A 25,897-nucleotide genomic window follows, 5' to 3' on the forward strand; every position below is an offset into this window, starting at 1 on the left:
CGCGGAATCAGCCGCTGACGCTGGCCGTGCCGGTCTCGATGTGGCCGGTGACGCGACGGCTCCAGCTGGAGTCGGAGCTGACGGTGACGTTGAAGTCGTACCAGCCGTTCTGGTACGCGACGGCGTTGAAGTAGTCCGAGACCGTCTGACCGGCCGCGACCTGGTAGGTCCACGGGCCGTCGGTGCGGTAGTTGGTGGACGTGACGGTGAACGTGACCGTGCTGGAGCCGGTGTTGGTCATGTGCACCCACAGCGCCTCCTTGCCCGTGTCGGGCGCGGCGGCGTAGGTGGTGGTGGCCTCGCAGGTCTTGCCGGCCGCCGTGGTGTTGCCGGTGAAGCGGCGCAGGAAGCGGTTCGGGCCGACGCAGGTGAGGTCGTACTTGCCGTTGCCGTAGCTGGTGCCGACGTTGAAGTAGTCCATGGTCGTGCCGTCGGCGCCGTTGGCGTAGGGCGCGACGGTGTACTGCCACGGGCCGCCGCTGCGGTAGGCGTTGGCGTAGATCGAGTAGTGGGCGTAGGCGGTGGCCTGCGCACCCTGGTTGGCCATCCGGATCCACACCAGCGTCTTGCCGCCGGAGTCGAACTCGATGTGGTCCACCCACGCGTTCGGCTGGTACGGCAGCGCGCGGGCCGGGCGGGTGCCGGCCTCCTGCGCGGGCAGCGCGTTGGTGGTCGGGCTGGGGTTGGGCAGCGGGTCGCAGTTGGCCTGCCCGAAGACGGCGCTGGTGCTCGGCAGGGTCGGCGCGCCGTAGACGGGGTTGGTGAAGTCGAACGCGCCGGTGAGGTCGCCGCAGACCTGGCGGCGCCAGGCGGAGATGTTGCCGCAGTTCGCGGGGGTGCCCAGCGCCGCGGTCCAGGTCTCCAGGAAGCGGATGACGGAGGTGTGGTCGTAGACCTGGGAGTCGACCCAGCCGCCGCGGGTCCACGGCGAGACGATGATCATCGGGACGCGGAAGCCGAGGCCGATGTTGGTGCCCGAGTAGAACTCCGCGGCGGTGCCGGAGGGGGCGGCCGGCGGCGGGACGTGGTCGAAGAAGCCGTCGTTCTCGTCGTAGTTGATGAACAGGGCGGTGGAGTTGAAGACGTCCGGCGTGGCGGCGAGGGCCTGGATGACCAGGTTGAGGAAGTGCGCGCCGTCGTTCGGCGGGCAGTCGGGGTGCTCGGAGAAGGCCTGGTTGGCCACGACCCAGCTGACCTGCGGCAGCGTGCCGGCGGCCGCGTCGGCGGCGATGGCGGCCGCGATGTCGTCGGGCGTCGAGCCGGTCTTGGCCGGGACGGACGCCATGCCCTTCTGGTAAAGCGGGCTGGAGGTCGAGGCGCCGGAGAACTGGTTGAAGTACGCGAGGGCGTTGTCGCCGTAGTTGTCGTTGGCGTTCTGGTAGACCTTCCAGCTGACGCCCGCGTTCTGCAGCGCCTCGGCGTAGGTCTGCCACTTGAGGCCCGACTCGTCGCCGCCGTCGTAGGCCGGGCCGCCCGCGGTGCCGGAGGGGTCGATCCAACCCGACCACAGGTAGGTGCGGTTGGGGCCGGTCGCGGACAGGATCGAGCAGTGGTACGCGTCGCAGATCGTGTAGGCGTCGGCCAGCGCGTAGTGGAACGGGACGTCCGAGCGGTTCAGGTAGCCCATCGTGCGGACGGTGCCCTTGGCGGAGACCCAGGAGTCCATCTTGCCGTTGTTCCAGGCGGAGTGCTGCGTCGACCAGGAGTGGTCGAGCGAGCCGTCGCACTGGGCGATCTGCTCGGCGGTCTTCCCGGCGGCCGGGGCGGTCGTGCTCATCTGCCACGGGTACTGGCGGCCGCTGCCGTTGGGCTGGTCGAATACGTTGTAGCCGCCGGACAGCTGCACGGTGGCGCGGTCGCCGAAGCCGCGCACGCCCTTGAGCGTGCCGAAGTAGTGGTCGAAGCTGCGGTTCTCCTGCATCAGCACGACGACGTGCTTGACGTCCGTGATCGTGCCGGTGGTGGCCGCGTTCGCGCGCGGCGCGCTACCGGGCATGGCTTCCAGACCCAGAGCCGCGCCGAGAGCGGCGGCGGATCCGAGGAAGGTACGGCGGGTGACAGGCGCCACTGGGTCCTCCGGAGCTCGAGAGTTCGACCTGGGGACTATCGGGCCCGCAGATGACGCGGATCCCGGTCCAAGGTGGCAGGGACATGAAGCGGAGCCTACTGTTTGGACCAGACTCGTTATCGTTTTGTGATCTACGCGCGAAGCCCCGTTCGGACCGTGGACACCTGGACGTACTACCTTCCCGGGAAGGTATCGTGTGCGCTGCCGCCCGTCCCGACCCCGAGGAGCCGACCGCCGTGGACTCCGCCACCCTCGACCAGAGAACCGCCGCCGACCGCACCGCCCGTCAGGGCCGGCTGCGCCTGATCCTGATCCTCGGCGCGCTCTCCGCGTTCGGGCCGCTCTGCCTGGACATGTACCTCCCCGGCCTGCCGCAGCTCGCCGAGGACTTCCACGTCTCCGACGCGGCCGCCCAGTTGACCCTGACCAGCTGTCTGATCGGGCTCTCGCTCGGCCAGTTGCTGGCCGGACCGCTCGCGGACCGGTGGGGACGCCGCCGCCCGCTGCTCGTCGGCCTCGGCGGCTACGCCGTCGCGTCGGTGCTGTGCGCGCTCGCGCCCTCGGCCCCGGCGCTGACCGCGCTGCGGCTGGTGCAGGGACTCGCCGGCGGCGCGGGGATCGTCATATCCCGGGCGATCGTCTCCGACCTGTTCGAGGGCGTCGCCGCGGCACGCTTCTTCTCCCTGCTCATGCTGGTCAACGGCGCCGCCCCGATCCTCGCCCCGCTCTTCGGCGGCCAACTGCTGCGGATCACCGACTGGCGCGGCGTCTTCGTCGCCCTCTCCCTCATCGGCTGCGCGCTCATGGCCGCCGCGGCCCTCGGACTGCGCGAGACCCTCCCCGCGGCGGAACGCCGCCCCGGCGGCCTCCCCGACACGCTGCGCGGCATGGGCGCGCTGCTGCGCGACCGCGCCTTCGTCGGCTACGCGCTCAGCGGCGGCTTCGCGCTGGCGGCGATGTTCGCGTACATCTCCGGCTCGTCCTTCGTGCTGCAGAGCGTCTACGGGCTGAGCGCGCAGACCTTCTCGCTCGTCTTCGGCACCAACGCCCTCGGCATCGTGGCGCTCGGCCAGCTCAACACCGTGCTGCTGCGCCGCTTCGCGGTCGAGTCCCTGCTGCGGACGGGCCTCGCCCTCAGCGCGACGGGCGGCCTGCTCCTGCTCGCCTCCGTCCACTTCGGCTGGGGCCTGCCGGGCGTCCTGGCCGGGCTGTTCGTCCTGGTCTCCAGCATCGGCCTGATCGGCCCCAACGGCACCGCCCGCGCCATGGACGGCCACACCGGCCGCCGCGGCGCCGCCAGCGCCCTCGTCGGCCTCCTCCAGTACGGCGCCGGCGGCCTCGCCGCCCCCCTCGTCGGCCTCGGCGGCAGCGGCACGGCCCTGCCGATGGCCGTCGTCGCCTGCTCCTTCGCCGTGGGCGGCGTCCTGACCTACGCCCTGCTGGTCGGCCGCCGGGCCTGACGCCCGGCTCGGCCCGGGGCGCATACCAGCCCCGGCTTCAGCCAGGAATGCCGCGTCTGTGTCTGTAGAGCCCGTGTCGGTCATGGGCCGCGAGCCGAGCCCTCCGGTCGTGAAATCGGTTGCCGGGGCCTCCGGCTCGTCCCTTAGCCTCGGCTGATCACGGAACGAGGGGGCGGGAATCGGCATGGCAGCGGCAGGGGTGGTCCGAGCGGTCAACGCGCTGGCGGGGCGGTGGGCTCGGGCGGTGCTGCCCGTGGAGGCGGCGACGCGGGACACGGTCTTCTCCCCCGTGGGTCTGTGGCCGCTGCTGGCAGCGCTCGCCGCCGGGGCGGACGGGGACGCGCGGGAGGAGCTGGAGGCGGCCGTCGGGCTGCGGGCCCCCGAGGCGATGGCAGGCGCGCGCGAGTTGACGGCCGCGCTGCGCCGGATGCCTGGCGTCTCCGCCGCGTTGGGCCTGTGGGCGCGGGAGGAGCTGGAGCTGGAGCCCGGCTGGGCGCTCAGCCTGCCGGAGCAGACGCTCGGACGACTCACGGGCGACCCGGCGGTCGACAAGCCGCGCCTCGACGCATGGGCGAAGGAGTCGACCGGCGGCCGGATCGAGGCACTGCCGGTGGCCGTGGACGCGGAGACCGGGCTGGTGCTCGCCGCCGGCCTTCTCGCCCGTACCCGATGGCTGAACCCGTTCCTGGAGATCGGGCACTGGGCCGAGCAGGGCCCCTGGGCGGGCCGGGATGTCCACGCGCTGATCCGACACTCGGCTGTGCTGGACCGCACGGCCGTGATCGACGCGGCGACCGGCCCCGTCACCGAGCTGCGCGTGCTCGGCGACGCCGGGCTCGACGTGCACCTCCTGCTCGGCGCGGAGCACGCCGCGCCGAGCACCGTACTGGCCGCCGGACTCGACGCGCTGACCCGGCCACGCCTGCGCACGGGCGCGGACCGGCTGCCGGCAGGCACACCCGGTCCGGGCCTGAGCATCGGCTACGCGCGCTCGTTCCACCGGGAGCCCAGCCTGACGGCGCTGGTCGTGCCGTTCGACATGAGCAACGAGCACGACCTGCTGGACCACCGCGCGGTCTTCGGGCTGACCAGCGCCGCCGACATCAGCCGCGGCCACTTCTCCGGTATCAGCCTCGGCTCGCCCCTTGCGGTGGGCTCCGCCCGCCAGACGATGACGACGAAGTTGACTGCCCTGGGCTTCGAGGCAGCGGCGGTGACCGCCGTCAGCATGGTCGGGGCTGGAATCGCACCGCGCCCGCCCTACCGGGTGAAGCAGGTCGAGGTCACCTTCGACCGGCCGCACGGCTTCCTCGCCGTCCACCGCACCTCACGGCTCGTGCTGGCGGCGGGCTGGGTGGGCACGGCACAGACCTACGAGGAGCCCTGGGACTGAGTCAGCTCGCCAGCCCCCGCTCCACCAGGCCCAGCGTGCCCTCCAGCATGGCCGCGCGGGTCGGGGGGTCGCAGACGGCCAGGGGGCCGTCGATGGTGAGGAGGGCGAGGCCGTGGAGGGCGGCCCAGGCGGGGAACTCCGCGCCGGGGCGGCGGGAGGGGGGCATGAGGCCGGCGGCGAGGAGGGCGTCGAGGGCGGCGGCGACGATCCGGAAGGCGCGGTACTCCCCCAGGGCCTCGGGGCCGACCGCGAGTTCGCGGACGCCGTGGCAGAAGGCGGTGCGGAAGAGGCCGGGTTCCGCCTCGGCGAAGCCGACGTAGGCCGCGCCCAGGGCGCGCAGGCGCTCGCGTGGGTCGGCGTCCTGCGGCATCGCCGCCTCCAGGGCGTCCGCGAGGAGCTCGTGGGCGCGTTCCTTCGCCACCCGCAGCAGCTCCTCGTGGGAGGAGAAGTGCCGGTAGGCCGCCGCCGCGGAGACGCCCGCGCGGCGGGCGGCCTCGCGCAGGACGACGGCCTCGGGGCCGCCCTCGCGGGCGAGGGCGACCGCCTCGCGGGTGAGGGCGTTGGCGAGGTCGCCGTGGTGGTAGCGGGCGCGGGCGGCGGAACGGGTGTCGGACACACCCCGATTCTGCCGCCCGCGCCGCCGGAACGAGAGATCAGACCGACTTCTGGTAGCTGCGGAAGGTCCGCATCGACAGCCAGACCGCCGCGGCGGCGAGCAGCACCAGCCACCCGCCGTGGCTGAGCACGGACCACCAGTCGGCGTGGGCGGACATCGCCGAGCGGCCCGCCTCCAGCGCCCAGTTGACCGGGTTGAACCGGGCCACGACCTGCATCCAGTGCGGCATCAGCGTGGTGGCCATGAACGCGGAGGACAGGAAGGTCAGCGGCAGCAGCAGGAAGGTGTTGATGCCGATGATCGACTCCCGCTCCCGCACCAGCATGCCGAGCGCGTTGGAGAAGGCCCCGAAGATCGTGCCGAGCACCGACGAGGCGACGATCAGCACGATCAGGCCCGCCGCTCCGCCGGGGTAGTGCGCGCCGCCGATCCAGCCCAGCAGCACGATGATCACCGACTGGAAGGCGGTGGTCATCGCCTGCATCACCACGTTGGCGTTCATCAGCGCGCTGCGCCGGACCGGCGTGATGAGGAAGCGGTTCAGCGTGCCGCGTTCGATCTCCTCCAGCGTGCCCATGCCTGCCCACATGTTGGACGAGACCGCACTCATCACGATCACGCCGGGCACCAGGTAGTCGAGGTAGGAGCCGGAGCCGAAGCCGGGGATCTCGACGACCTTGCGGAACAGCGCGCCGAAGAGGAAGAGCCAGATCACCGGCTGGATGAGGGTGATGACGAGGTACGCGGGCTGGCGCAGGAAGGCCATGAACTGGCGCTGCGTCATGTACCAGGTGTCGCTGACGACGGCGGTGCTCATCGGCCCGCTCCTTCCAGGCCGGAGGTGGACTCGGCCGAGGAGAAGCTGCGGCCGGCGTAGCGGAGATAGACGTCGTCCAGCGACGGACGCGAGACGGTGACGGCGGCGACGCCGAGGCCGATCCGGTCCAGCGCGGCCAGGACCGCGGGGACCGCGGCCGCGCCGTCGTCCGCGCGGGCGGCGACGCGGCGGCCCGCCAGGGTGATGTCGCGGACGCCGTCGACGGAGCCGAGAGCGCCGATGACGGGCAGCTCGTCGGTGGCGGTGGCGGCGAGCTCCACGGCGAGGGCGTCACCGCGCAGCTCGCCCTTGAGCTCGTCGGGGGTGCCCTGGACGACGACGCGGCCGCGGTCGACGATGGCGAGGCGGGCGGCGAGCTTGTCCGCCTCCTCCAGGTAGTGCGTGGTGAGCAGGATGGTCAGGCCCTCGGCCCCCGCCAGGCGCTCGATCTCCTCCCACATGGCGGTGCGGGCCTCCGGGTCGAGGCCCGTGGTCGGCTCGTCGAGGAAGAGCACCTGCGGGCGGTGGACCAGCCCGATCGCGACGTCCAGGCGCCGCAGCATGCCGCCGGAGTAGGTCTTCACCTGCCGCCCGGCCGCGTCGGCCAGGTCGAAGCGGGCCAGCAACTCGTCGACGCGGCGGGTCAGCTGCACGCCGCGCAGGCCGTAGAGGCGGCCCTGGAGCAGCAGGTTGTCCCGGCCGGTCGCGACCGGGTCCGCGCCGGAGCGCTGGGCGACGACGCCGATGGCGCGGCGTACCTGGTCCGGCTCACGGGCGACGTCGTGCCCGGCCACCGTCGCGCTGCCGGAGTCCGCGGCGGCGAGAGTGGTGAGGATCTTGACGGTGGTCGACTTGCCGGCGCCGTTCGGGCCGAGCAGTCCGAAGACACTGCCCGGCTCGACGCTGATGCTGAGCCCGTCGAGGGCGCGCACGCCCTCCGGCTGAGCCTTGCCACGGCCCTTGGGGTGGTAGGTCTTGACCAGGTCGACCGCATGCACGGCGGCGTCGGCGGCGTCCGGGACGCCTTGGTCGGGGACGACGCCGAGCGGCGTCGTCCTGGTCTCGGTGTTCATGACGGGGGATTCCCTCCGGTCGTCACGGCTGTGCGATTGATCGCTGCCGATCTGCGACGGGGGATCCGGAGCTACGATGGAGCTGCGTGTTCCTCGTACGCACCGAATCCTGTTGCCGCAGGCCGGTTGCGAGGTTCCGGCCCCCGCTGGTGTTGCCGCACCGGGCGGGGGCTTTCATCTTGTGGTGTCCGAGCGTCAGTCGGGCCGTGGGAGCCCGCTCGTGCGCTCGTCCAGGTCCGACCACTCCTGCGGCGCCGCGCCGGTGGCGTGATAGGCACGCCAGCCGTCCAGGCCGCTCAGAGTGTCCGTCTCCATCCGCTGGAGCAGTCCGCGCAGCCACTCGGCCTCGGCCCGCTGCATGGTGAGCGCGTAGTCGGCCTCGACCAGGAAGATCTCGGGCAGAACCGCCCGGCACTCCTCCAGGACCTCGGCCTGCACCGACACGCCCTCGTCCAGCGTGGCGAGCCGCTTGCGCAGCAGCGCCTCGACCTCGTCCGGCGGGAGCGAGCCCGCCAGCGAGAGGCCGGCCTCGAACTGCGGGTACTCCTTCACCGGGACGCTGAGCAGCTCCGAGAGCCACTCGTGCATCTCGGCGCGGCCGCTCTCGGTGATGCCGTAGACCGTGCGCTCGGGCCTGCGGCCGTCGCGCTCGGTGCTCTCGGCCGCGATGAAGCCGTGCTTCTCCAGGTTCTGGACCACGGTGTAGAGCGAGCCGAAATTGATCTTGATGCTGGCCTGCTTGCCACGCTGGCGCAGCACCTGAGCCATCTCGTAGGGGTGACGCGGGGTCTCCGCGCACATCGAGAGCACCGCCAGCGCCAGCGGGTTGCTGAGCTTGCGCTTGGCCACGTCTCACACCTCCCGAACGCTCTTACTCGTACACGAGTATATGAGCGCGGGTATAGCGCGTGTCAATACGCTATATCGCGATAGCCTTCCCGGCCTTTGCCCAGTTGGAGCGCGTGGTGTCGAGATACTGCTGCGCCTGCGGCCCGAGGGCGACCCCGCGCGCGAAGGCGAGCATGTTGCCGGGGCCGGTGTTGTAGCCGAGGGCCAGCAGCTCGTCCGTGGTCAGCGAGGAGACGTGGTGCGCGGGCAGCTGGGCGTCGAGGTCGTGCAGGTACCAGGCCTCGGCGCGGATGGCCAGATCGGGATCGTCCGGCAGGTCCAGCCAGGAACGGTCCGCGAACGGACGGCCCTGCTTCACCTGGTCGAAGGTGGCCTGGTGCATGTTGGCGAGGCCGAGCGCGGCGGTCGGCTTGAGCTTCAGCCAGGCCTTCTCGAAGGACGGGTCGTGCGGCTTGTAGTCCTCGTCGTAGAGCACCGCCATGACCAACTGCGGGTCCACGCCCGCCTCGTGCGCGCGGTCGCGCACCTGGGCGGCGAACTGGGACGGGTCGTAGCTGCCGTGGTACCAGCTGCCGCCGCTCCCCGAAGGGCTCGGTGACGGACTGTCGGAGGGCGCGTGGGCACCGGAGGCCGAACCGGACGGCGACGCCGCCGCGTCACCGGACGAACCGCCGTGACCGTGCATCACCGCCCAGACGAGCACCCCCGCCACGGCGATGGCCAGCCACGCCCCCCAGGCCGAACGCCTCCGCTCCGACCGCCCCCGAGCCACCGCGCCGTCACCCCACCGAGGAGTAGGCGATGATGCCGCGCCGGACCGCCTCGACGGCCTTGCGCGCCGCCGTGCGGACCTCGCCGTCGGCCGAGGCCGCGTTCTGGATCTGGCCCAGCACGTCGATCAGCTGACGCGTCCAGCGGACGAAGTCGCCGGCCGGCATGTCGGCCTCGCGCAGCACCTTGTCCAGCGACTCCCCCGAGGCCCAGCGGAAGGCCGTCCAGGCGAAGCCCAGATCCGGCTCGCGCCGCACCCAGCCCTCCATCGTGGAGAGCTTGTGCTGCTCCTCCAGCGCGTCCAGGTGACCCCAGATGCGGACCATGGACTCCAGCGCCGGACGGGCCTTGCCCTCCGGCACCTTGGCCGCGCCCGCCTCCTCGTCGCCGCGCCGCGACTCGTAGACCAGCGCCGAGGCGCAGGCCGCGAGCTCGGCGGGCGCCAGGCCGTTCCACACGCCCTCGCGCAGGCACTCCGACGCCAGCAGGTCCAGATCGCCGTAGAGGCGGCCCAGGCGCTTGCCGTGGTCGGTGACGGTGTCCGCGTGCAGGTAGTCCAGATCCGTCAGCAGAGCGCAGACCCGGTCGAAGGTGCGGGCGATGGTGTGCGTGCGCGAGCGCATCCGGCGCTCGAGCTGCTCGGTGTCGCGCTTGAGCCGGTCGTAGCGCTCGGCCCAGCGGGCGTGGTCCTCGCGCTCGTCGCAGCCGTGGCACGGGTGCTGCCGCAGCTCGGCACGCAGGCGCGCGATCTCGGGATCGTCGGCCGCGGCCGCGCGGCCCTTGCGGACCCGACCCGGATCGATGTGCCCGGCCTTGCTGCGGAGCGCCGAGGCGAGGTCGCGGCGGGACTGCGGGCTGCGCGGGTTGAAGGACTTCGGGATGCGCAGCCGCTCGATCGGCTCGACCGGGACCGGGAAGTCGATCATCGCGAGGCGCTTGACCTGCCGCTCGGCGGTCAGCACCACCGGGCGCGGGCCCTCCTGGTACTCCTGGCCGCGACCGCCTCCGTAACCCCGGGTGCCGTGCCGGGACACCGGCGGCAGGCCAGGGTCGAGCACCAGCGCGAGCCCGGCGAAGCGTCCGCTCGGCACGTGGATCACGTCGCCGGGACGCAGCCGCTCCAGCGAGTCGGCCGCGCTGGCCCGGCGCTGCGCCTGCCCCTCGCGGGCGAGCGTCTGCTCGCGGTCCTTGAGCGCGCGGCGCAGGCCCATGTACGCGTCGAAGTCCCCGAGGTGGCAGGTGACCGCCTCGAGGTAGCCGGCCAGGCCCTCCTCGTTGCGCTGCACCTGCCGGGCGATGCCGACGACCGAGCGGTCCGCCTGGAACTGCGCGAAGGAGGTCTCCAGCAGCTCCCGGGCGGTGTGCCGCCCGTACTGGGAGACGAGGTTGACGGCCATGTTGTACGAGGGCTTGAACGAGGAGCGCAGCGGATACGTACGCGTCCCCGCCAGGCCCGCCAGCGCGGCCGGATCCAGCCCCGGCTGCCACAGCACGACGGCGTGGCCCTCGATGTCGATGCCGCGCCGCCCGGCGCGGCCGGTGAGCTGGGTGTACTCACCCGGCGTCACGTCGGCGTGGGTCTCGCCGTTCCACTTGACCAGCTTCTCCATGACGACGGAGCGGGCCGGCATGTTGATGCCGAGCGCGAGCGTCTCCGTCGCGAAGACCGCCTTGACCAGGCCGCGCTGGAACAGCTCCTCGACGACCTCCTTGAAGGTCGGCAGCATGCCCGCGTGGTGGGCGGCGATGCCGCGCTCCAGCGCGTCGAGCCACTCGAAGTAGCCGAGCACGTGCAGGTCCTCGGGCGGGATGTTCTCCGTCCGGGACTCGACCAGGGCGCGGACCTCGGCCCGCTCGGCGTCGTTGTTGAGCCGCAGGCCCGCGTGGAGGCACTGCTGGACGGCGGCCTCGCAGCCCGCGCGACTGAAGATGAACGTGATCGCGGGCAGCAGGCCCTCGGCGTCGAGGCGGTCGATGACCTCGACCCGGCTCGGCGTCCAGGCGCGGCCCGGTCTGCCGTTCGACATCGAGCGGCCGCGGCCGCGTCGGTCGAACCGGTCCCGCCCGGCCCCACGGCGGTCCTGCTCGGCGCGCGCGAGACGCACCAGCTCCGGGTTGACGTCCGCCTCTCCCCCGCGCCCCGCGCCGCCCTCGCGCTTGCGCCCGGAGGCGCGCTCCTCGGCGACGCGCGAGGTGAACAGGTCGTACATCCGGTGGCCGGCCAGCACGTGCTGCCACAGCGGCACCGGTCGGTGCTCGGAGACGATGACCTTGGTTCCGCCGCGGACGGTGTCCAGCCAGTCGCCGAACTCCTCCGCGTTCGACACGGTGGCGGAGAGCGAGACCAGGGTGACCGACTCGGGCAGGTGGATGATGACCTCCTCCCACACCGCGCCGCGGAAGCGGTCGGCGAGGTAGTGCACCTCGTCCATGACCACGTAGCCGAGGCCGGAGAGGGTGGAGGAGCCCGCGTAGAGCATGTTGCGCAGCACCTCCGTCGTCATGACGACGACGGACGCCTCGCTGTTGATGGTGTTGTCACCGGTCAGCAGGCCGACCCGGTCGGGGCCGTAGCGCTTGACCAGGTCCTGGTACTTCTGGTTCGACAGCGCCTTGATGGGCGTCGTGTAGAAGCACTTGCGGCCCTGGTTCAGCGCCAGGTGCACGGCGAACTCGCCGACGATGGTCTTTCCGGAGCCCGTGGGGGCGGCCACCAGCACGCCCTCGCCGCCCTCCAGCGCCTGGCACGCCTCCACCTGGAAGGCGTCCAGCGGGAAGTCGTACAGCTGGCGGAAGGCGTGCAGCGCGCTGGCTTCCTCCTTGGCGCGTTGCCGCGCCGCGGCGTAGCGCTCGGAGGGGCTGAGGGTCTCGTCAGCGGAAGACAGGTTCTGGTCAGTCATCTCGCCTAGGAGCGTACCCGTCCGGACCGACAGTCCACCTGAAGATTGTTTACCGACTGGTTAACGCCTTCAGGTGACGCCCCGGGTGACATCTCAGGTGACGTCGTCCGGGTGGTAGATCATGGGCTCGCCGGCCGCCAGTTCGGTGGCGTTGACCGGCTCCGGGATCGGCAGGTCGTCCGCGCCGAGGGCGGAGGGCCGCAGGTCGATCGAGGACGCCTCGTCGTCGTCCAGCCGGCTGTCCGGGTCCGCGGCCTTCCGCTTGGCCACGGCCTTGTCGCGCAGCGTGGCCACGCCGACGGCGGCGAAGTAGAGCAGGCACATCGGCACGGCGAGCACGGTCATGGTGACCGGGTCACCGGTCGGCACGGCGATCGCGGAGAAGACGAAGATCCCGAACACCGCGCCGCGCCACCAGCCGCGCAGGCGGGCGGCGCTCACCACGCCGAGGAAGTTCAGCATCACCAGCAGCAGCGGGATCTCGAAGGAGAGCCCGAAGACCAGCACCATCCGGATGAAGAAGTCCAGGAACTCGGCGCCGGAGAAGGCCAGCGAGAAGTTCTTGGGGTTGAAGCTCGCCAGGATCTGCAGGGCCTTGGGGAAGATGGTGTAGGCCAGGTAGGCGCCGCCCGCGAAGAGGGGAACGGCGGCGGCCACGAAGCCCAGCCCGTACTTCTTCTCCTTCTTGTACAGCCCCGGCGCGACGAACGCCCAGAGCTGGTAGCTCCACACCGGCGCGGCGAGGATGAAGCCGATCATCATCGAGATCTTGAAGGTGAAGGTCAGCGGCGAGAGCACGCCGTTGTTCACCAGCAGACCGTTGGGACAGGCAGCGGTCTTCTCGCCGTAGCCGTGCACCCCCGTGATGTGACAGGCCGGAGTGACCAGCTCGTTGATCGCCCAGGTGTGCAGGACCCAGCCCAGGACCGTGGTCACGAGCAGGGCGAGTACGCAGACGATCAGCCGGTACCGCAGCTCGCGGAGGTGGTCCGCGAGCGGCATCCGGCCTTCGTCGTTCTTCGGAGGACTCTGCCTCGTCTTTGTGTCGCTCACCGTGCGGCTGTGTCCCTGCGCGAAAGGAAGAAAGGGGAGGAGGTGCGGCTCAGCCCTGGGTCGTGGGCTGCTTGTCCTCGACGGGGCGAGCAGAGGCGGTGTCACCGGGAGCGGCCTGGATGGTCTTCGGAGCGGCGGCCTCGGGCTGCTGCTCGGAGGAGGTCTGCACGTTGCTGACGGCCGCGTCCTTCTTGCCGTCGTCCTTCATGGCGCCGACCTCGGACTTCAGGATGCGCAGCGACTTGCCGAGGGCACGCGCGGAGTCCGGGAGCCGCTTGGCCCCGAAGAGCAGCAGCACGATGACCGCAATGATGATGATTTCGAGAGCGCGGTTTTCGAGCATCGGGTTCCCTCTTCGTCGTCGTGTCTGCGCCGATGATACGCACCGTGACGTCACGGGCGTCCAGAGCGTCGCCGCAGATCTTGCCGCTTCGACGCATCTTCGATACTACGCGGATCAGTTTGTGCCTTGAACAGACGGTGAGGCAGCGGTGAACGCGAGTGCGCCCCCGTGTCGGGCGAGCACGTCGGCCTCGCGTTCGACCTCTGCACCCGCCCGCGCGAGACGCTCCGCGCTGCGGGACAGCGCCCTGCTGAGCAGAACCACCTCACGGTAGGCGAGAACGGCGAGGATTCCCAGCACCATGAGCCCCGTGGTGGTGAGGCCGACGATCATCCAGATCACAGGATGAGTCTAGTGACTCCGCCCGCGTACCCAGTGCCGCGCGCGCCAACCTTTGCCCTGCCGCGACGCCTGGCACGCCCATCTGCTGCGTTGACGAACCACCCCAGTACATCCAGCACGAGGGCGGTCCGCCGCCTTGCAGCTGCACGCTCCCCCCAGCCTCCGGCTGGGAGGTGCCCCACGACGACGCGGCTGGCCGGGCAAAGGTCGGCGGGCACGGCGCTAGCGGATCCCCACGTGCAGCCGCATGGTCGGGACGCCCGCGCCGGTGAGGGCGTCGATGATGCGCTCGCCGGCCGGCTTGCGGACGGCGACGCCGCAGGCCGGGCAGGTGAAGGAGTAGAAGGTGCGCTCCTTCGTGCGGCCGAGCGCCAGGCGGAAGGCGCGGGCCTCCAGCTCGGCCGTCGCGCGGCAGTCCGGGCACGAGGCCCGGAACCGCGTCGGGGAGACCATCGCGCTCACCCGGCGTACCGGGCCAGTGCCGCGTCCGCGGCCCTTCGCGCCTGCTCGGCGAGCGTCGCGGGGGCGAGCACGCGGCCGTCGGGGCCGAGGCGCAGGACGAGGCGCAGCAGGGAGGAGGGGTCCGGCGTGCGCAGCACGATGCGGAGACCGCCGTCGGGGAGCTCCTCGGCCGACTCGTGCGGGTAGTACTCGGCGACCCAGCGGCCGCCGGGGGCGACCTCCAGGACGACCTGCGGGTCCTCGCTGGACGGGTGGACCAGGCCCTCGGACAGGTCGCGCAGCTCCAGCGGCGGCGGGTCGGACGGCGTGTCCAGGACCTTGATCTCGGCGATCCGGTCCAGCCGGAACATCCGGCGGTCCTCCGAGAGCCGGCACCAGGCCTCGAGGTAGGTGTGTCCCTCGGTGATCAGGCGGATCGGGTCGACCTCGCGCTCGGTCAGCTCACCGCGCCCGGAGGACCAGTAGTTCAGCCACAGCCGCTTGCGCTCGGTGAACGCCCGGTCGATCTCGGCGAAGACGTCGCCCTCGGCCTCGAAGGTGACGCCGACGCGGGTGCTGCCCTCGGCGACGTCGCCGGCCGCGGCCTCCAGCTTGGCGACGGCGCGGGTCAGCGCCTGGCGGTCGCGCTCGCGCAGGCCGGGCATCCCGGCGACCGCCCGTGCGGCGACCAGCAGCGAGGTCGCCTCGTCGGCGGCCAGCCGCAGCGGCTGGGCGACGTCGTCGGCGTTGTGCCACCAGATCTGCTCGCCGTCGGTGTCGATGTCGAGCAGATCGCCGCCGCGGAAGCTGGTGCCGCACATCGGCAGCACGCTCAGGTCGCGGATCAGCTCGCGCTCGGTGACGCCGAAGGCGCGGGCGACCTCGCTGACCCGGGCGCCGGGGCGCTCGCGCAGGTAGGTGACGAGCGAGAGCATCCGACGGGTCTGGTCGATGGCGCTGCTCATGCGCCCACCTCACTCTCGCTCGCGACAGCACCGACACCCGCCACCGCGCGCAGCCGCGCGATGACGTCCGCCCGCAACTCCGCGGGCTCCAGCACGACCACGTCGGGGCCGTACTCCACCAGATCCGCCGCCAGCCCGAGGCCGTAGGGGATGTCCAGCTCGTCCCACTCCGCGTCGACGGGCTGCGCCGAGACGGCCTTGGCGCGCAGCGGGAAACCCGCCTTGCGGCGGACGCGAACCCGGGCCCGCTCCGTCGCGCCCTCGCCGGCGAACCGGGCGACCGCCTGCCGGACGTCCACGTGGTCGGGGACCTCGGCCGTGAAACGCCCGCCCTTGCTGCGGACCTTCCCCATGATCCGACTCAGCCGGAAGACGCGGACGTCCTCGCGGTCGCGGTCCCAGCCGGCGAGGTACCAGTGGCCGTGCCAGAACTCCAGCGCCCAGGGCTCGACCGTGCGGGCCTCGGCGACGGCGGAGCCGCTCTTGCGGTAGTCGAAGCCCACCGGACGGCGGTCGCGCGCGGCGACCAGCAGCGGCTCGAACGCCGCCTCGCGGGCGGGGATGCGCGGCTGGAGCGCGGTACGGCCCTCGGCGTCGTCCTCGGCGAGCGAGCCGGCCGCGCGCAGCTTCTGCAGGGCGCCGCTGGCGGCCCCGGCGAGACGGGCCTGCTCCCAGACGCCGGCGGCGAGGCTCAGCGCCGCGGCCTCCTCGGCGTCCAGATGGATCTCCGGCAGGCGATTGACGTCGCGTCGGGCCAGGTAGCCCAGTTCGCCGTCGAGGGGGTTCTCCACCACGTCGATGAGCAGCCCGAGTTCGCGCAGGTCGTCCTTGTCGCGCTCGAACATGCGGTTGAAGGCGTCCTCGCTGGCCTGCTCCCCCGCCGCCCCGGCCTCACGGTACGCCTCGATGGACTCCCGCAGCTCCCGCTTGCTCAACGGGCGCTTGGTGTTCATCAGGCACAGCGCGAGGTTCATCAGGCGCTCGGACTTGGCGATGGGCATCGCTCACCCTTCTCTACGCGCGGCTCCCGGCCGCGGCGGGCCACTCGGACCACGCATCAACTGACCGTACCGGTAGGCACCTGCGCCACAAAGCGCACCCCCGCCCGAAGGCCGGCTGTGGTAGCGCGGCACCTCGAACGGGGGTGTGGCGATCGAACCTCTGACGACGTCAGACGGCCACGAGGTCGCAGACGAAGATCAGCGTCTCGCCGGGGGCGATCGCGCTGCCGGCACCGCGGTCGCCGTAGGCGAGGTGCGCCGGGATGATCAGCTCGCGGCGACCGCCGACCTTCATGCCCTGGACACCCTGGTCCCAGCCCGCGATGACCTGCCCGACGCCGAGCTTGAACTGGAGCGGCGTGCCCCGGTTCCAGCTGGCGTCGAACTCCTCACCCGAGCTGAAGGCCACGCCGACGTAGTGGACCTTGACCATGTCGCCGGCCTTCGCCTCGACACCGTCGCCCACCCAGATGTCGCGGATCTGCAGCGTGGCGGGAGCCTCGCCACCCGGGAAGTCGATCTCCGGCTTTTCGATGTTCAAGGTAGTGCTCTCCTCAGAACGAACGTGATTGCTCAGGCCTACGTTACGCGGCGCCGAGGATGTCCACGACGAAGACCAGGTTGGAGTTGGCGGGAATGCCCTGGTTCCCCTGGGCGCCGTAGGCGTCGGCGGACGGGATGGAGAGGATCACGCGCGAGCCGACGGTCTGGCCGACCAGGCCCTTGTCCCAGCCCGGGATGACCTTGCCGGCGCCGATCTGGAACTGGCTGGCGCCGCCGTGGCTCCAGGAGGAGTCGAAGACGGAGCCGTCCTTGAGCAGCGCACCGGTGTACTGGGCGAAGAGCTGCTGGCCGGGCTTGACCACCGGGCCCTTGCCCTTGATCAGCACGCCGATGCCCAGCTTCTTCGGGTCCCGCTCGGCGTCGGTGATGGTGAACTTCGCGGCGGCCTTGTCACCCATGGTGACCTGCGGCAGGCCGGCCGGCGGCGTCTGCGGCGTGCCCGAGGCCTGCGCGTCGTGGGCGAGGGCCATGGTGATGTCGACGACCAGCACGTTGGTGTCGTGGCAGGTGATGTTGTACTTCGAGTACCCGGCGTTCTGGAAGCCGGCGGCCGGGGGCGCGACGACCAGCACGCGGCTGCCGACCTTGTGGCCCTGAACGGCGTCGGCGAACATCGGCATCATCTGCGTCTGGGACTGGTCGACCAGCGCGGCCGGGCCGCCGTCCGCGTAGGAGTTCTGCCAGTTGCGGCCGGCCCAGGTGTCGGCGACCAGGTTGAAGCTGACGAAGTCCTGCTTGCCGACCACCTGGCCGGTGCCCTCGGAGAGGGTCTTCACGACGAACTTGCCGTCCGGGTCGCCCTTGACGGGGGTGATCTTCGCGGCCTTGCCGAAGCTGCCGGAGACGGCCGGGAGCGTGCTGTCGTCGCTCACCGGGGTCGGCACGGTCATGGGCGAGGACGCGGCACTGCCGGACGGGCAGGGGCTGGTGGTCGAGGAGTCGGCCGAGGCCTGCTTGGCGCTGCTCCCACAGCCGGTGAGCAGCAGTGCGGGCGCGAGAAGCAGCGCGGCGGCGAGTCGGCGCACGGTGATCCTTAGGGTGGTCGCGAATCCGATGGTCCGCGCCACTCTATGGCCTTGCGCCGACTCCGCGCTGGGACCCGCGACACAACACGGGTCACATTTTCGGCACGTACATGCCGATACACGGCGTGACCGAACTGATCACATCACCGGTCACATCCCGGCGATCAGCTTCTCCACTCGCTCGTCCACGGAACGGAACGGGTCCTTGCACAGCACGGTGCGCTGCGCCTGGTCGTTCAGCTTGAGGTGCACCCAGTCGACGGTGAAGTCCCGCCGCTGCTCCTGCGCGCGCCGGATGAAGTCGCCGCGCAGCCGCGCCCGGGTGGTCTGCGGGGGCACCGACTTGGCCTCGAAGATCTTCAGGTCGTCGCTGACCCGCTCGGCCTGGCCGCGGTTCTGCAGCAGGTAGTACAGCCCCCGACGGCGGTGGATGTCGTGGTAGGCGAGGTCGATCTGGGCGACCCGGGGGTGCGACATCGAGATGCCGTTCTTGGCCCGGTAGCGCTCGATCAGCTGGTACTTCATGACCCAGTCGATCTCGCGGTCCACCTTGGAGTAGTCCTCCGTGCGCACCGCCTCCAGCGTGCGGCCCCACAGGTCCAGCACGCGGGCGACGTTGCCGGTGCGGATGCCCCGGTTGTCCGCGAAGTCGGACGCCTTGTTGAAGTACTCCTGCTGGATCTCCAGGGCGCTGGCCTCGCGGCCGTTGGCGAGCCTGACCAGCCGGGATCCGGTCAGGTCGTGGGAGACCTCCCGGATGGCCCGGATCGGGTTCTCCAGGGTGAGGTCGCGCAGCACCGTGCCCGCCTCGATCATCCGCAGCACCAGGTCGGTCGCGCCGACCTTGAGCAGCGTGGTGGTCTCCGACATGTTGGAGTCGCCCACGATGACGTGCAGGCGGCGGTAGCGCTCGGCGTCAGCGTGCGGCTCGTCGCGGGTGTTGATGATCGGGCGCGAGCGCGTCGTGGCGGAGCTGACGCCCTCCCAGATGTGCTCCGCGCGCTGGCTGACGCAGTAGACCGCGCCGCGCGGGGTCTGCAGCACCTTGCCGGCGCCGCAGATCAGCTGCCTGGTGACCAGGAACGGGATCAGTATGTCGGCGAGCCGGGAGAACTCGCCATGGCGGGCGACCAGGTAGTTCTCGTGGCAGCCGTAGGAGTTGCCGGCGGAGTCGGTGTTGTTCTTGAACAGGTAGACGTCCCCGGCGATGCCCTCCTCGTGCAGGCGCCGCTCGGCGTCGACGAGGAGGCCCTCCAGGATCCGCTCCCCCGCCTTGTCGTGCGTCACCAGCTCCGCGACGTCGTCGCATTCGGGGGTGGCGTACTCGGGGTGCGAGCCCACGTCGAGGTAGAGACGGGCCCCGTTGCGCAGGAAGACGTTGCTGCTGCGGCCCCATGACACGACACGGCGGAAGAGGTACCGCGCCACCTCGTCCGGTGACAGTCGCCGCTGCCCCCGGAACGTGCAGGTGACGCCGTACTCGTTCTCCAGCCCGAAGATTCGGCGGTCCATGCCTAGTTGTTCACCTTCCCGCCCAGTCTCGAAACCGTGGGAAAAGCTGTGCTGTCGGGGACGGCCCCCGACGCCGCACTACTCGGCGTCGGGCGCGGCCTCCTCGCCTGCCGCCGGGGCGGCCTCGTCGTCCGTCGCGGCACTGGCGTCGCCCTCGAGGAGCCGGGCCAGTTGGGTGCCGAGCAGCCGCTTGAACTTGCGCTGCTGCCAGCGGCCGCGGTCCAGCACCGCGACCTCCAGCTGATCCGGCGTCATGGTGCGGGCCGCGCCGCCGTTCGGGTCCCGGGCCAGGCTGTCGACGGCGAGCTTGAGCGCCTCCGGCAGACTCAGGCCCTCCTCGTGCCGCTGGTCCAGGTAACTCGCGATCGACTCGGCGTTGCCGCCGACGGCGACGCTGCTGTGCTCGTCGACGACCGACCCGTCCGGAGTGAGCCGGTAGATCTGGTCGTCGCCGGGGTTCTTGCCCACCTCGGCCACGATCAGCTCGACCTCGTAGGGCTTCTCGCCGGTGGACGAGAAGATGGTGCCCAGGGTCTGGGCGTAGACGTTGGCCAGGCCGCGCGCGTTGACGTCGGCGCGGTCGTAGGAGTAGCCGCGCAGGTCGGCGTAGCGGACGCCGCCGATGCGGAGGTTCTCGAACTCGTTGTAGCGGCCGACGGCGGCGAAGGCGATCCGGTCGTAGATCTCGGAGACCTTGTGCAGCGCGCGGGAGGTGTTCTCCGCGACGAAGACGATGCCGTCGGCGTAGGTGAGCACGACCACGGACCGGCCCCGCGCGATGCCCTTGCGGGCGTACTCGGCGCGGTCGGCCATGGCCTGCTGGGGTGAGACGTAGAACGGCGTCGACACCGGTCGCCCCTTCTCTTCGGATCCCTGCGGATTGTCTCGGCTTGTCGGACGGTCAGGTGGGGTGAGGTCAGAGCATCGGTGCCTGCGGGCCGTCCGGCTGCGACAGGCGGTGGCCGAGAACGGCCTCGGCGAGCTCGCCGACCTCGGCGTCGGCGAGGCGGCGGAAGCCCTCCTCGGTGATGACCGAGACGATCGGGAAGATCCGGCGGGTGAGGTCGGGGCCACCGGTGGCGGAGTCGTCGTCGGCGGCGTCGTAGAGCGCCTGGATGGCGACGGTGGCCGCGCCCTCGGCGGTCAGGTCGGAGCGGTACAGCTTCTTGAGCGAGCCCTTGGCGAACAGCGAGCCGGAGCCCACCGTCGCGAAGCCCGTCTCCTCGGAGCGGCCGCCGGTGACGTCGTAGGTGAAGATGCGGCCCCTGCCCTGTTCGAGGTCGTAGCCCGCGAACATCGGGACCACGGCCAGGCCCTGCATGGCCATCCCCAGGTTGCCCCGGATCATGGTGGTCAGGCGGTTGGCCTTGCCCTCGAGCGAGAGCGAGGTGCCCTCGATCTTCTCGTAGTGCTCCAGCTCCAGCTGGAACAGGCGCACCATCTCGACCGCGAGACCGGCGGCGCCGGCGATGCCGACCGCGGAGTACTCGTCGGCCGGGAAGACCTTCTCGATGTCACGCTGGGCGATGATGTTGCCCATGGTGGCCCGGCGGTCACCGGCGAGGACCACGCCGCCGTCGAAGGTGGCCGAGACGATGGTGGTGCCGTGCGGCGCCTCCAGCGGCTGCACCCCGGCCGGCAGCGTCCGCCGGCCGGGCAGCAGCTCGGGCTGGTGGTCGGCCAGGAACTCCAGGAACGACGACGAGCCCGGCTTGAGGAAGGCAGCCGGCAGACGCCCGGTGCCAGAGAGATAGGCTTCCACAGCTTTCCTTCCGGTGAGTGAGTCGATCAAGGAGAGAATCTACTCTCCGCCCTTCTGGACGAAGCCCCGGACGAAGTCCTCCGCGTTGGACTCGAGCACCTCGTCGATCTCGTCGAGGACCGCGTCGACGTCGTCGTCCAGCTTCTCCTTGCGCTCCTTCAGGTCCGAGGCCTCGTTCGCCTCGGCCTCGGTCTCCTCGACCTCCTCGGAGGAGCGGTTCGCCCGCTGCTGGCCGCCGCCGGTGTCCTTGGTCGCCATGTCCCTCACCCCGCTCTTGAGTGGATCAGCTGATCTCTGACCCTACGGCTTGTAGTCGGTGAACGTCGATCGTTGCCCGGATGATGCCCAACGGCATGCAGTTCACCCATGGTGAACAGATGCCCCCGGACAGTTACGCTCTGCGCGTACACGCGTTCAAGTGAGCCTCGTGCCTACCCTCCGCTGAGCACCCGCACCAGCTCCTCGGCCGTGCGGCAGCGGTCCAGCAACGCCTTGACGTGGTTCCTGGTGCCGCGCAGCGGCTCCAGGGTGGGTACACGCTGGAGCGAGTCCCGGCCCGGGATGTCGAAGATCACCGAATCCCAGGAGGCCGCGGCCACGTGGTCCGCGTACTGCTCCAGGCAGCGGCCGCGGAAGTAGGCACGGGTGTCCTCCGGGGGCTGGTGGGCGGCGCGCAGCACCTCCTGCTCGTCCAGCAGGCGCTCCATGCGCCCGCGCGCCACCAGGCGGTTGTACAGGCCCTTCTCGGCCCGCACGTCGGCGTACTGCAGGTCGACCAGGTGCAGCCGGGCGTCGTCCCACTCGAGGTTGTCGCGGCGGCGGTAGCCCTCGAGGATCTCCTTCTTGGCCACCCAGTCCAGCTGCCGCGAGAGCGACATCGGGTCGCGCTCCAGCTTGCCGAGCACGTCCTCCCAGCGGTCCAGCACGTCGCGGGTCTGCTCGTCGGCGTCCTGGCCGTAGCGGTCCTCGACGTACTTGCGGGCCAGCTCGCAGTACTCCATCTGGAGCTGCACGGCGGTGAGCTTGCGGCCGCTGCGCAGCTGGATCAGGTACTCCAGCGTCGGGTCGTGCGAGACCCGGTGCAGGGTGCGGACGGGCTGGTCGACGGCCAGGTCGACGGTGACGAAGGCGTCCTCGATCATCGACAGGACCAGGGAGGTCGTGCCGAGCTTGAGGTAGGTGGAGATCTCCGACAGGTTGGCGTCGCCGATGATCACGTGCAGCCGGCGGTACTTCTCGGCGTCGGCGTGGGGCTCGTCGCGGGTGTTGATGATGGGCCGCTTGAGCGTCGTCTCGAGGCCCACCTCGACCTCGAAGTAGTCGGCGCGCTGGCTCAGCTGGAAGCCGTGCGCCGAGCCGTCCTGGTGCAGGCCGACGCGGCCGGCGCCGGTGACCACCTGGCGGGAGACGAAGAACGGGGTGAGGTGCTTGACGATGTCGGCGAACGGCGTCGCCCGCTTCATCAGGTAGTTCTCGTGGGTGCCGTAGGAGGCGCCCTTGTTGTCGGTGTTGTTCTTGTACAGGTGGATCGGCTGCGCGCCGGGCAGCTGGAGGGCGCGGTTGGCCGCCTCCTCCATGATCCGCTCGCCGGCCTTGTCCCAGAGCACGGCGTCGCGCGGGTTGGTGACCTCGGGCGAGGAGTACTCGGGGTGGGCGTGGTCGACGTAGAACCGCGCCCCGTTGGTCAGGATGATGTTGGCGAGGCCGATGTCCTCGTCGGTCAGCTGGCTGGCGTCCGCCGCGTCACGTGCCAGGTCGAAGCCGCGCGCGTCGCGCAGCGGGTTCTCCTCCTCGAAGTCCCAGCGGGCTCTGCGGGCCCGGTGCATCGCCGCCGCGTAGGCGTTGACGATCTGGGACGAGGTGAGCATGGCGTTGGCGTTGGGGTGCCCCGGGACGGAGATCCCGTACTCCGTCTCGATGCCCATGACGCGCCGTACAGACATGCGGCCCTCCTTCGCGTTACCGCGGACGAACCGGTGCGGTAACCCGAGACTAGATCCACCCGGTGACAACCGGGAGATCGCTGACACGAACGTCCGGCCGCGAGGGCCCACGGGCTCCCGCAGCCGGACGTCGAGAGGTGGTGCTGTTGTCCTACAGGTGTTACAGGTACTGACCCGTGTTGGCCACGGTGTCGATGGAGCGGCCGGACTCGGCGCCCTGCTTGCCGGTGACCAGCGTGCGGATGAAGACGATCCGCTCGCCCTTCTTGCCGGAGATGCGGGCCCAGTCGTCCGGGTTGGTGGTGTTGGGCAGGTCCTCGTTCTCCTTGAACTCGTCCACGCACGCGGAGAGCAGGTGGGAGACGCGCAGACCGCGCTGGCCGTGGTCGAGGAAGTCCTTGATCGCCATCTTCTTGGCCCGGTCCACGATGTTCTGGATCATGGCGCCGGAGTTGAAGTCCTTGAAGTACAGGACCTCCTTGTCACCGTTGGCGTAGGTGACCTCCAGGAAGCGGTTCTCCTCGGACTCGGTGTACATCCGCTCCACGACGGCCTGGATCATGGCCGCGACGGCGGCGTCGCCCGAGTCGCCGTGCTCCTTGACGTCGTCCGGGTGCAGCGGCAGCGAGGTCTTCAGGTACTTGGAGAAGATGTCCTTCGCGCCCTCGGCGTCCGGCCGCTCGATCTTGATCTTGACGTCCAGGCGGCCGGGCCGCAGGATCGCCGGGTCGATCATGTCCTCGCGGTTGGAGGCGCCGATGACGATGACGTTCTCCAGGCCCTCCACACCGTCGATCTCGGCCAGCAGCTGCGGGACGATGGTGTTCTCCACGTCCGAGCTGACACCCGAGCCGCGGGTGCGGAAGAGCGACTCCATCTCGTCGAAGAAGACGATGACGGGCGTGCCCTCGCTCGCCTTCTCTCTCGCCCGCTGGAAGACCAGGCGGATCTGCCGCTCGGTCTCGCCGACGTACTTGTTGAGCAGCTCCGGGCCCTTGATGTTGAGGAAGTAGCTCTTCCCCTGGGGCTGGCCGGTGACCTCGGCGACCTTCTTGGCCAGCGAGTTCGCGACCGCCTTGGCGATCATCGTCTTGCCGCAGCCGGGCGGGCCGTACAGCAGCACGCCCTTGGGCGGCCGCAGCTCGAACTCGCGGAACAGGTCCGCGTGCAGGTACGGAAGCTCGACCGCGTCGCGGATCTGCTCGATCTGCTGGCCCAGGCCGCCGATCTTGGAGTAGTCCGTGTCCGGGACCTCCTCCAGGACCAGCTCCTCGACCTCGCTCTTCGGGACGACCTCGTAGACGTAGCCGGAGCGCGGCTCCATCAGCAGCGCGTCGCCGGGGCGCAGCACCATGTCCCGCAGCGGCTCGGCGAGGCGGACCACCTTCTCCTCGTCGGTGTGGCCGGTGACCAGCGCACGCTCGCCGTCCTCCAGCACCTCCTTGAGGGTGACGATGTCGCCGATGCTCTCGAAGGCCATCGCCGCGACGATGTTCAGCGCCTCGTTGAGCATGACCTCCTGGCCGCGGCGCAGCTCGGCGAGCGGGACGCTCGGGCTGACGTTGACCCGGAGTTTGCGGCCTCCGGTGAAGATGTCCGCGGTCTCGTCCTCGTTGGCGCTCAAGAAGGTGCCGAAGCCGGCGGGCGGCTGCGCGAGCCGGTCGACCTCCTCCTTCAGCGCCACGATCTGGTCCCGCGCCTCGCGCAGGGTAGAGGCGAGCCGCTCGTTCTGGGCGGTGACCCCGTTCAGGTTGGTCTGCAGCTCGACGATCCGCTCTTCCAGGATCCTCGTGTGCCGCGTGGGCTCGGCGATCTTGCGGCGCAGGACTGCGATCTCCTGCTCGAGCATCGAGATCTGTGCCTGTGCATCTTCAGAACCCCGTGCGGGCCTGCCGCCTCGGGCGTAGTCGTCATCGTGGGCTGCCACGGTCCTCACCTCCTCCGGGGGGAGCTGACGCTTCCAGACCCTACCTGCGCCTGGCAGTGTTGAAACCCCTTGATCGAAAGTCCGAAGGGGTGTGTCCGATCTTCACCCTTGCGCACGTCCCCTCTGGTAGTGCACATACCCACCTCCACGTTGCTCGAAAGCGGGCGGGGGTAGGCTGACGAGGTCAGCACCATCGAGAACGCGGAACGGGCGGCGCAGATGTCCACCAGCACCGAGTCGGGGGCCGCAGAGGCCCTGGAAGTCTGGATCGACCAGGACCTGTGCACCGGCGACGGCATCTGCGTCCAGTACGCGCCCGAGGTGTTCGAGCTCGACATCGACGGCCTGGCGTACGTCAAGGGCGACGACGACGAGCTGCGCACCGAGCCCGGGGCTTGCGTGCCGGTGCCCTTGACGCTCCTTCAGGACGTGGCGGATTCGGCCAAGGACTGCCCCGGCGACTGCATCCACGTCCGCCGCGCGCACGACCGGGTCGAGGTGTACGGACCTGACGCGGAGTAGGAACCGGCAGGAAGCCCGCACGCAAACACCCCCCGCCACGTGACGAAGGTCACATGACGGGGGGTGAGCTGTTCCTGCGTCAGTTCGGAACCGGGCCGGTTCCGGTTCAGACCTGGGCCGAGGTGGACGTGACCACCGGCGCGCCCCACGTGCCGTCGGCGGCCAGGGTCCAGTTCAACGTCTCCGAGAGGTCCGGGCAGCAGTCCGGGACCGAGGCCGAGGAGTAGCCGACGACGACGGCGTGGATCGAGCCGTCGCTGCGCATGGCCATGCTCCGGACGGTCATGCGCTTGGCCGGGTCGAGCAGTTGGATCGCGGCGGCGCGGCCCGCCTGGAGGACGTAGAGGCCGTCCGGCGGGGAGCCCGCGCCGGCGTCGCAGCGGGCGGCGACCACCGTCACCGGGGCGCCGGCGCCCGGCAGCGCGGCCGAGAAGTGCTGGTCGATGTGGACCGGCAGCGGGCCGCAGTCGATCGGCAGCTTGGCCTTGGCCGGGTCCGGAGCCGCGACCGCCGCGCCGCCGGCCAGCGGGTGGGCGGCGCCGGGCCGGCC

General features: G+C 70.9%; 24 protein-coding genes and 1 pseudogene. 3 read left to right on the forward strand and 22 right to left on the reverse strand.

Annotated elements, in window-relative coordinates; all coding sequences use genetic code 11:
• Nucleotides 1–7 precede the first annotated feature (7 nt).
• Nucleotides 8–2,068, reverse strand: coding sequence for a phosphocholine-specific phospholipase C (locus TR50_RS11515; RefSeq protein ID WP_042418769.1), 2,061 nt, complete (start codon nucleotides 2,066–2,068; stop codon nucleotides 8–10).
• Between the two features lie 236 nt (nucleotides 2,069–2,304).
• Between TR50_RS11515 and TR50_RS11520 the strand changes: the two genes are divergently transcribed.
• Both TR50_RS11520 and TR50_RS11525 read left to right on the forward strand, forming a co-directional pair.
• Nucleotides 2,305–3,528 (forward strand): multidrug effflux MFS transporter, encoded by a 1,224-nt coding sequence (locus tag TR50_RS11520; protein WP_042418772.1) that lies wholly within the window; start codon nucleotides 2,305–2,307, stop codon nucleotides 3,526–3,528.
• 184 nt (nucleotides 3,529–3,712) lie between these two features.
• Nucleotides 3,713–4,921: a serpin family protein gene (locus tag TR50_RS11525; RefSeq protein WP_042418774.1), complete on the forward strand. Its 1,209-nt coding sequence runs from the start codon at nucleotides 3,713–3,715 to the stop codon at nucleotides 4,919–4,921.
• Nucleotide 4,922: 1 nt separating this feature from the next.
• Here TR50_RS11525 and TR50_RS11530 read toward each other — a convergent pair whose 3' ends face one another.
• The 20 genes from TR50_RS11530 to arc form a co-directional block, all read right to left on the reverse strand.
• A complete protein-coding gene (locus TR50_RS11530; RefSeq protein WP_042418777.1) occupies nucleotides 4,923–5,537 on the reverse strand; it encodes a TetR/AcrR family transcriptional regulator in 615 nt (204 codons plus the stop codon).
• A gap of 37 nt (nucleotides 5,538–5,574) precedes the next feature.
• Entirely contained in the window at nucleotides 5,575–6,354 is a 780-nt protein-coding gene (locus tag TR50_RS11535) for an ABC transporter permease (protein ID WP_042418779.1), read from the reverse strand.
• A complete protein-coding gene (locus TR50_RS11540) occupies nucleotides 6,351–7,427 on the reverse strand; it encodes an ATP-binding cassette domain-containing protein (protein WP_084700125.1) in 1,077 nt (358 codons plus the stop codon). The genes TR50_RS11535 and TR50_RS11540 overlap by 4 nt, the downstream gene beginning before the upstream one ends.
• A 195-nt stretch (nucleotides 7,428–7,622) precedes the next feature.
• Complete coding sequence (locus tag TR50_RS11545) at nucleotides 7,623–8,276, reverse strand: PadR family transcriptional regulator (RefSeq protein WP_042418783.1); 654 nt, start codon at nucleotides 8,274–8,276, stop codon at nucleotides 7,623–7,625.
• Between the two features lie 70 nt (nucleotides 8,277–8,346).
• On the reverse strand, nucleotides 8,347–9,048 hold the full coding sequence (locus TR50_RS11550; protein ID WP_042418785.1) for a transglycosylase SLT domain-containing protein: 702 nt from the start codon (nucleotides 9,046–9,048) through the stop codon (nucleotides 8,347–8,349).
• Between the two features lie 7 nt (nucleotides 9,049–9,055).
• Nucleotides 9,056–11,947 carry a DEAD/DEAH box helicase gene (locus tag TR50_RS11555; RefSeq protein ID WP_042418787.1) on the reverse strand — a complete coding sequence of 964 codons (2,892 nt, stop codon included), beginning with the start codon at nucleotides 11,945–11,947 and terminating at the stop codon, nucleotides 9,056–9,058.
• Nucleotides 11,948–12,040: 93 nt separating this feature from the next.
• Nucleotides 12,041–12,949 carry a twin-arginine translocase subunit TatC gene (tatC, locus tag TR50_RS11560; RefSeq protein WP_042418790.1) on the reverse strand — a complete coding sequence of 303 codons (909 nt, stop codon included), beginning with the start codon at nucleotides 12,947–12,949 and terminating at the stop codon, nucleotides 12,041–12,043.
• A gap of 100 nt (nucleotides 12,950–13,049) precedes the next feature.
• Nucleotides 13,050–13,343 carry a Sec-independent protein translocase subunit TatA gene (tatA, locus tag TR50_RS11565; protein WP_042418795.1) on the reverse strand — a complete coding sequence of 98 codons (294 nt, stop codon included), beginning with the start codon at nucleotides 13,341–13,343 and terminating at the stop codon, nucleotides 13,050–13,052.
• A 114-nt stretch (nucleotides 13,344–13,457) separates the two neighbouring features.
• On the reverse strand, nucleotides 13,458–13,685 hold the full coding sequence (locus TR50_RS11570; protein WP_042418799.1) for a hypothetical protein: 228 nt from the start codon (nucleotides 13,683–13,685) through the stop codon (nucleotides 13,458–13,460).
• A 222-nt stretch (nucleotides 13,686–13,907) separates the two neighbouring features.
• Nucleotides 13,908–14,138, reverse strand: coding sequence for a hypothetical protein (locus tag TR50_RS11575; RefSeq protein WP_042382847.1), 231 nt, complete (start codon nucleotides 14,136–14,138; stop codon nucleotides 13,908–13,910).
• Nucleotides 14,139–14,143: 5 nt separating this feature from the next.
• The gene (locus TR50_RS11580; RefSeq protein ID WP_042418802.1) at nucleotides 14,144–15,091 is read right to left on the reverse strand and encodes a helix-turn-helix transcriptional regulator; all 948 of its coding nucleotides are present in this window, start codon (nucleotides 15,089–15,091) and stop codon (nucleotides 14,144–14,146) included.
• Complete coding sequence (locus tag TR50_RS11585; protein ID WP_042418805.1) at nucleotides 15,088–16,092, reverse strand: helix-turn-helix transcriptional regulator; 1,005 nt, start codon at nucleotides 16,090–16,092, stop codon at nucleotides 15,088–15,090. The genes TR50_RS11580 and TR50_RS11585 overlap by 4 nt, the downstream gene beginning before the upstream one ends.
• 169 nt (nucleotides 16,093–16,261) lie before the next feature.
• Complete coding sequence (locus tag TR50_RS11590; RefSeq protein ID WP_042418808.1) at nucleotides 16,262–16,633, reverse strand: FKBP-type peptidyl-prolyl cis-trans isomerase; 372 nt, start codon at nucleotides 16,631–16,633, stop codon at nucleotides 16,262–16,264.
• Between the two features lie 43 nt (nucleotides 16,634–16,676).
• Nucleotides 16,677–17,681, reverse strand: a complete 1,005-nt coding sequence (locus tag TR50_RS11595; protein ID WP_042418812.1) for an FKBP-type peptidyl-prolyl cis-trans isomerase — start codon at nucleotides 17,679–17,681, stop codon at nucleotides 16,677–16,679.
• A gap of 150 nt (nucleotides 17,682–17,831) precedes the next feature.
• Nucleotides 17,832–19,193: a Pup--protein ligase gene (pafA, locus tag TR50_RS11600; RefSeq protein WP_042418815.1), complete on the reverse strand. Its 1,362-nt coding sequence runs from the start codon at nucleotides 19,191–19,193 to the stop codon at nucleotides 17,832–17,834.
• A 78-nt stretch (nucleotides 19,194–19,271) separates the two neighbouring features.
• The gene (gene prcA, locus TR50_RS11605; protein WP_042418817.1) at nucleotides 19,272–20,042 is read right to left on the reverse strand and encodes a proteasome subunit alpha; all 771 of its coding nucleotides are present in this window, start codon (nucleotides 20,040–20,042) and stop codon (nucleotides 19,272–19,274) included.
• 67 nt (nucleotides 20,043–20,109) lie between these two features.
• A complete protein-coding gene (gene prcB / locus TR50_RS11610; protein ID WP_042418819.1) occupies nucleotides 20,110–20,955 on the reverse strand; it encodes a proteasome subunit beta in 846 nt (281 codons plus the stop codon).
• Between the two features lie 39 nt (nucleotides 20,956–20,994).
• Entirely contained in the window at nucleotides 20,995–21,213 is a 219-nt protein-coding gene (locus tag TR50_RS11615; protein WP_042418833.1) for a ubiquitin-like protein Pup, read from the reverse strand.
• A gap of 173 nt (nucleotides 21,214–21,386) precedes the next feature.
• Nucleotides 21,387–22,898, reverse strand: a complete 1,512-nt coding sequence (gene dop / locus TR50_RS11620; protein ID WP_042418837.1) for a depupylase/deamidase Dop — start codon at nucleotides 22,896–22,898, stop codon at nucleotides 21,387–21,389.
• Between the two features lie 160 nt (nucleotides 22,899–23,058).
• Nucleotides 23,059–24,825, reverse strand: coding sequence for a proteasome ATPase (gene arc / locus TR50_RS11625; protein ID WP_042418840.1), 1,767 nt, complete (start codon nucleotides 24,823–24,825; stop codon nucleotides 23,059–23,061).
• Nucleotides 24,826–25,044: 219 nt separating this feature from the next.
• On the opposite strand from arc, the gene TR50_RS11630 reads away from it, so the two are divergent.
• Nucleotides 25,045–25,347 (forward strand): ferredoxin, encoded by a 303-nt coding sequence (locus TR50_RS11630; protein ID WP_042418842.1) that lies wholly within the window; start codon nucleotides 25,045–25,047, stop codon nucleotides 25,345–25,347.
• A gap of 106 nt (nucleotides 25,348–25,453) precedes the next feature.
• Here the strand turns inward: TR50_RS11630 and TR50_RS46665 are convergent.
• Nucleotides 25,454–25,897, reverse strand: a pseudogene (locus TR50_RS46665) (hypothetical protein); the annotation flags it as partial.

The sequence above is a fragment of the Streptacidiphilus anmyonensis genome (assembly GCF_000787855.1).
Classification (GTDB): domain Bacteria; phylum Actinomycetota; class Actinomycetes; order Streptomycetales; family Streptomycetaceae; genus Streptacidiphilus; species Streptacidiphilus anmyonensis.

Bases quoted from the DNA above. Each gene is read 5' to 3' on its own strand.
- TR50_RS11580 (WP_042418802.1), bottom strand. From the start codon at position 15,091: ATGAGCAGCGCCATCGACCAGACCCGTCGGATGCTCTCGCTCGTCACC.
- dop (WP_042418837.1), bottom strand. From the start codon at position 22,898: ATGTCTGTACGGCGCGTCATGGGCATCGAGACGGAGTACGGGATCTCC.
- TR50_RS11535 (WP_042418779.1), bottom strand. From the start codon at position 6,354: ATGAGCACCGCCGTCGTCAGCGACACCTGGTACATGACGCAGCGCCAG.
- TR50_RS11555 (WP_042418787.1), bottom strand. From the start codon at position 11,947: ATGACTGACCAGAACCTGTCTTCCGCTGACGAGACCCTCAGCCCCTCC.
- TR50_RS11575 (WP_042382847.1), bottom strand. From the start codon at position 14,138: ATGGTCTCCCCGACGCGGTTCCGGGCCTCGTGCCCGGACTGCCGCGCG.
- pafA (WP_042418815.1), bottom strand. From the start codon at position 19,193: ATGGACCGCCGAATCTTCGGGCTGGAGAACGAGTACGGCGTCACCTGC.
- TR50_RS11585 (WP_042418805.1), bottom strand. From the start codon at position 16,092: ATGCCCATCGCCAAGTCCGAGCGCCTGATGAACCTCGCGCTGTGCCTG.
- tatC (WP_042418790.1), bottom strand. From the start codon at position 12,949: ATGCCGCTCGCGGACCACCTCCGCGAGCTGCGGTACCGGCTGATCGTC.
- TR50_RS11540 (WP_084700125.1), bottom strand. From the start codon at position 7,427: ATGAACACCGAGACCAGGACGACGCCGCTCGGCGTCGTCCCCGACCAA.
- TR50_RS11525 (WP_042418774.1), top strand. From the start codon at position 3,713: ATGGCAGCGGCAGGGGTGGTCCGAGCGGTCAACGCGCTGGCGGGGCGG.
- TR50_RS11615 (WP_042418833.1), bottom strand. From the start codon at position 21,213: ATGGCGACCAAGGACACCGGCGGCGGCCAGCAGCGGGCGAACCGCTCC.
- tatA (WP_042418795.1), bottom strand. From the start codon at position 13,343: ATGCTCGAAAACCGCGCTCTCGAAATCATCATCATTGCGGTCATCGTG.
- TR50_RS11630 (WP_042418842.1), top strand. From the start codon at position 25,045: ATGTCCACCAGCACCGAGTCGGGGGCCGCAGAGGCCCTGGAAGTCTGG.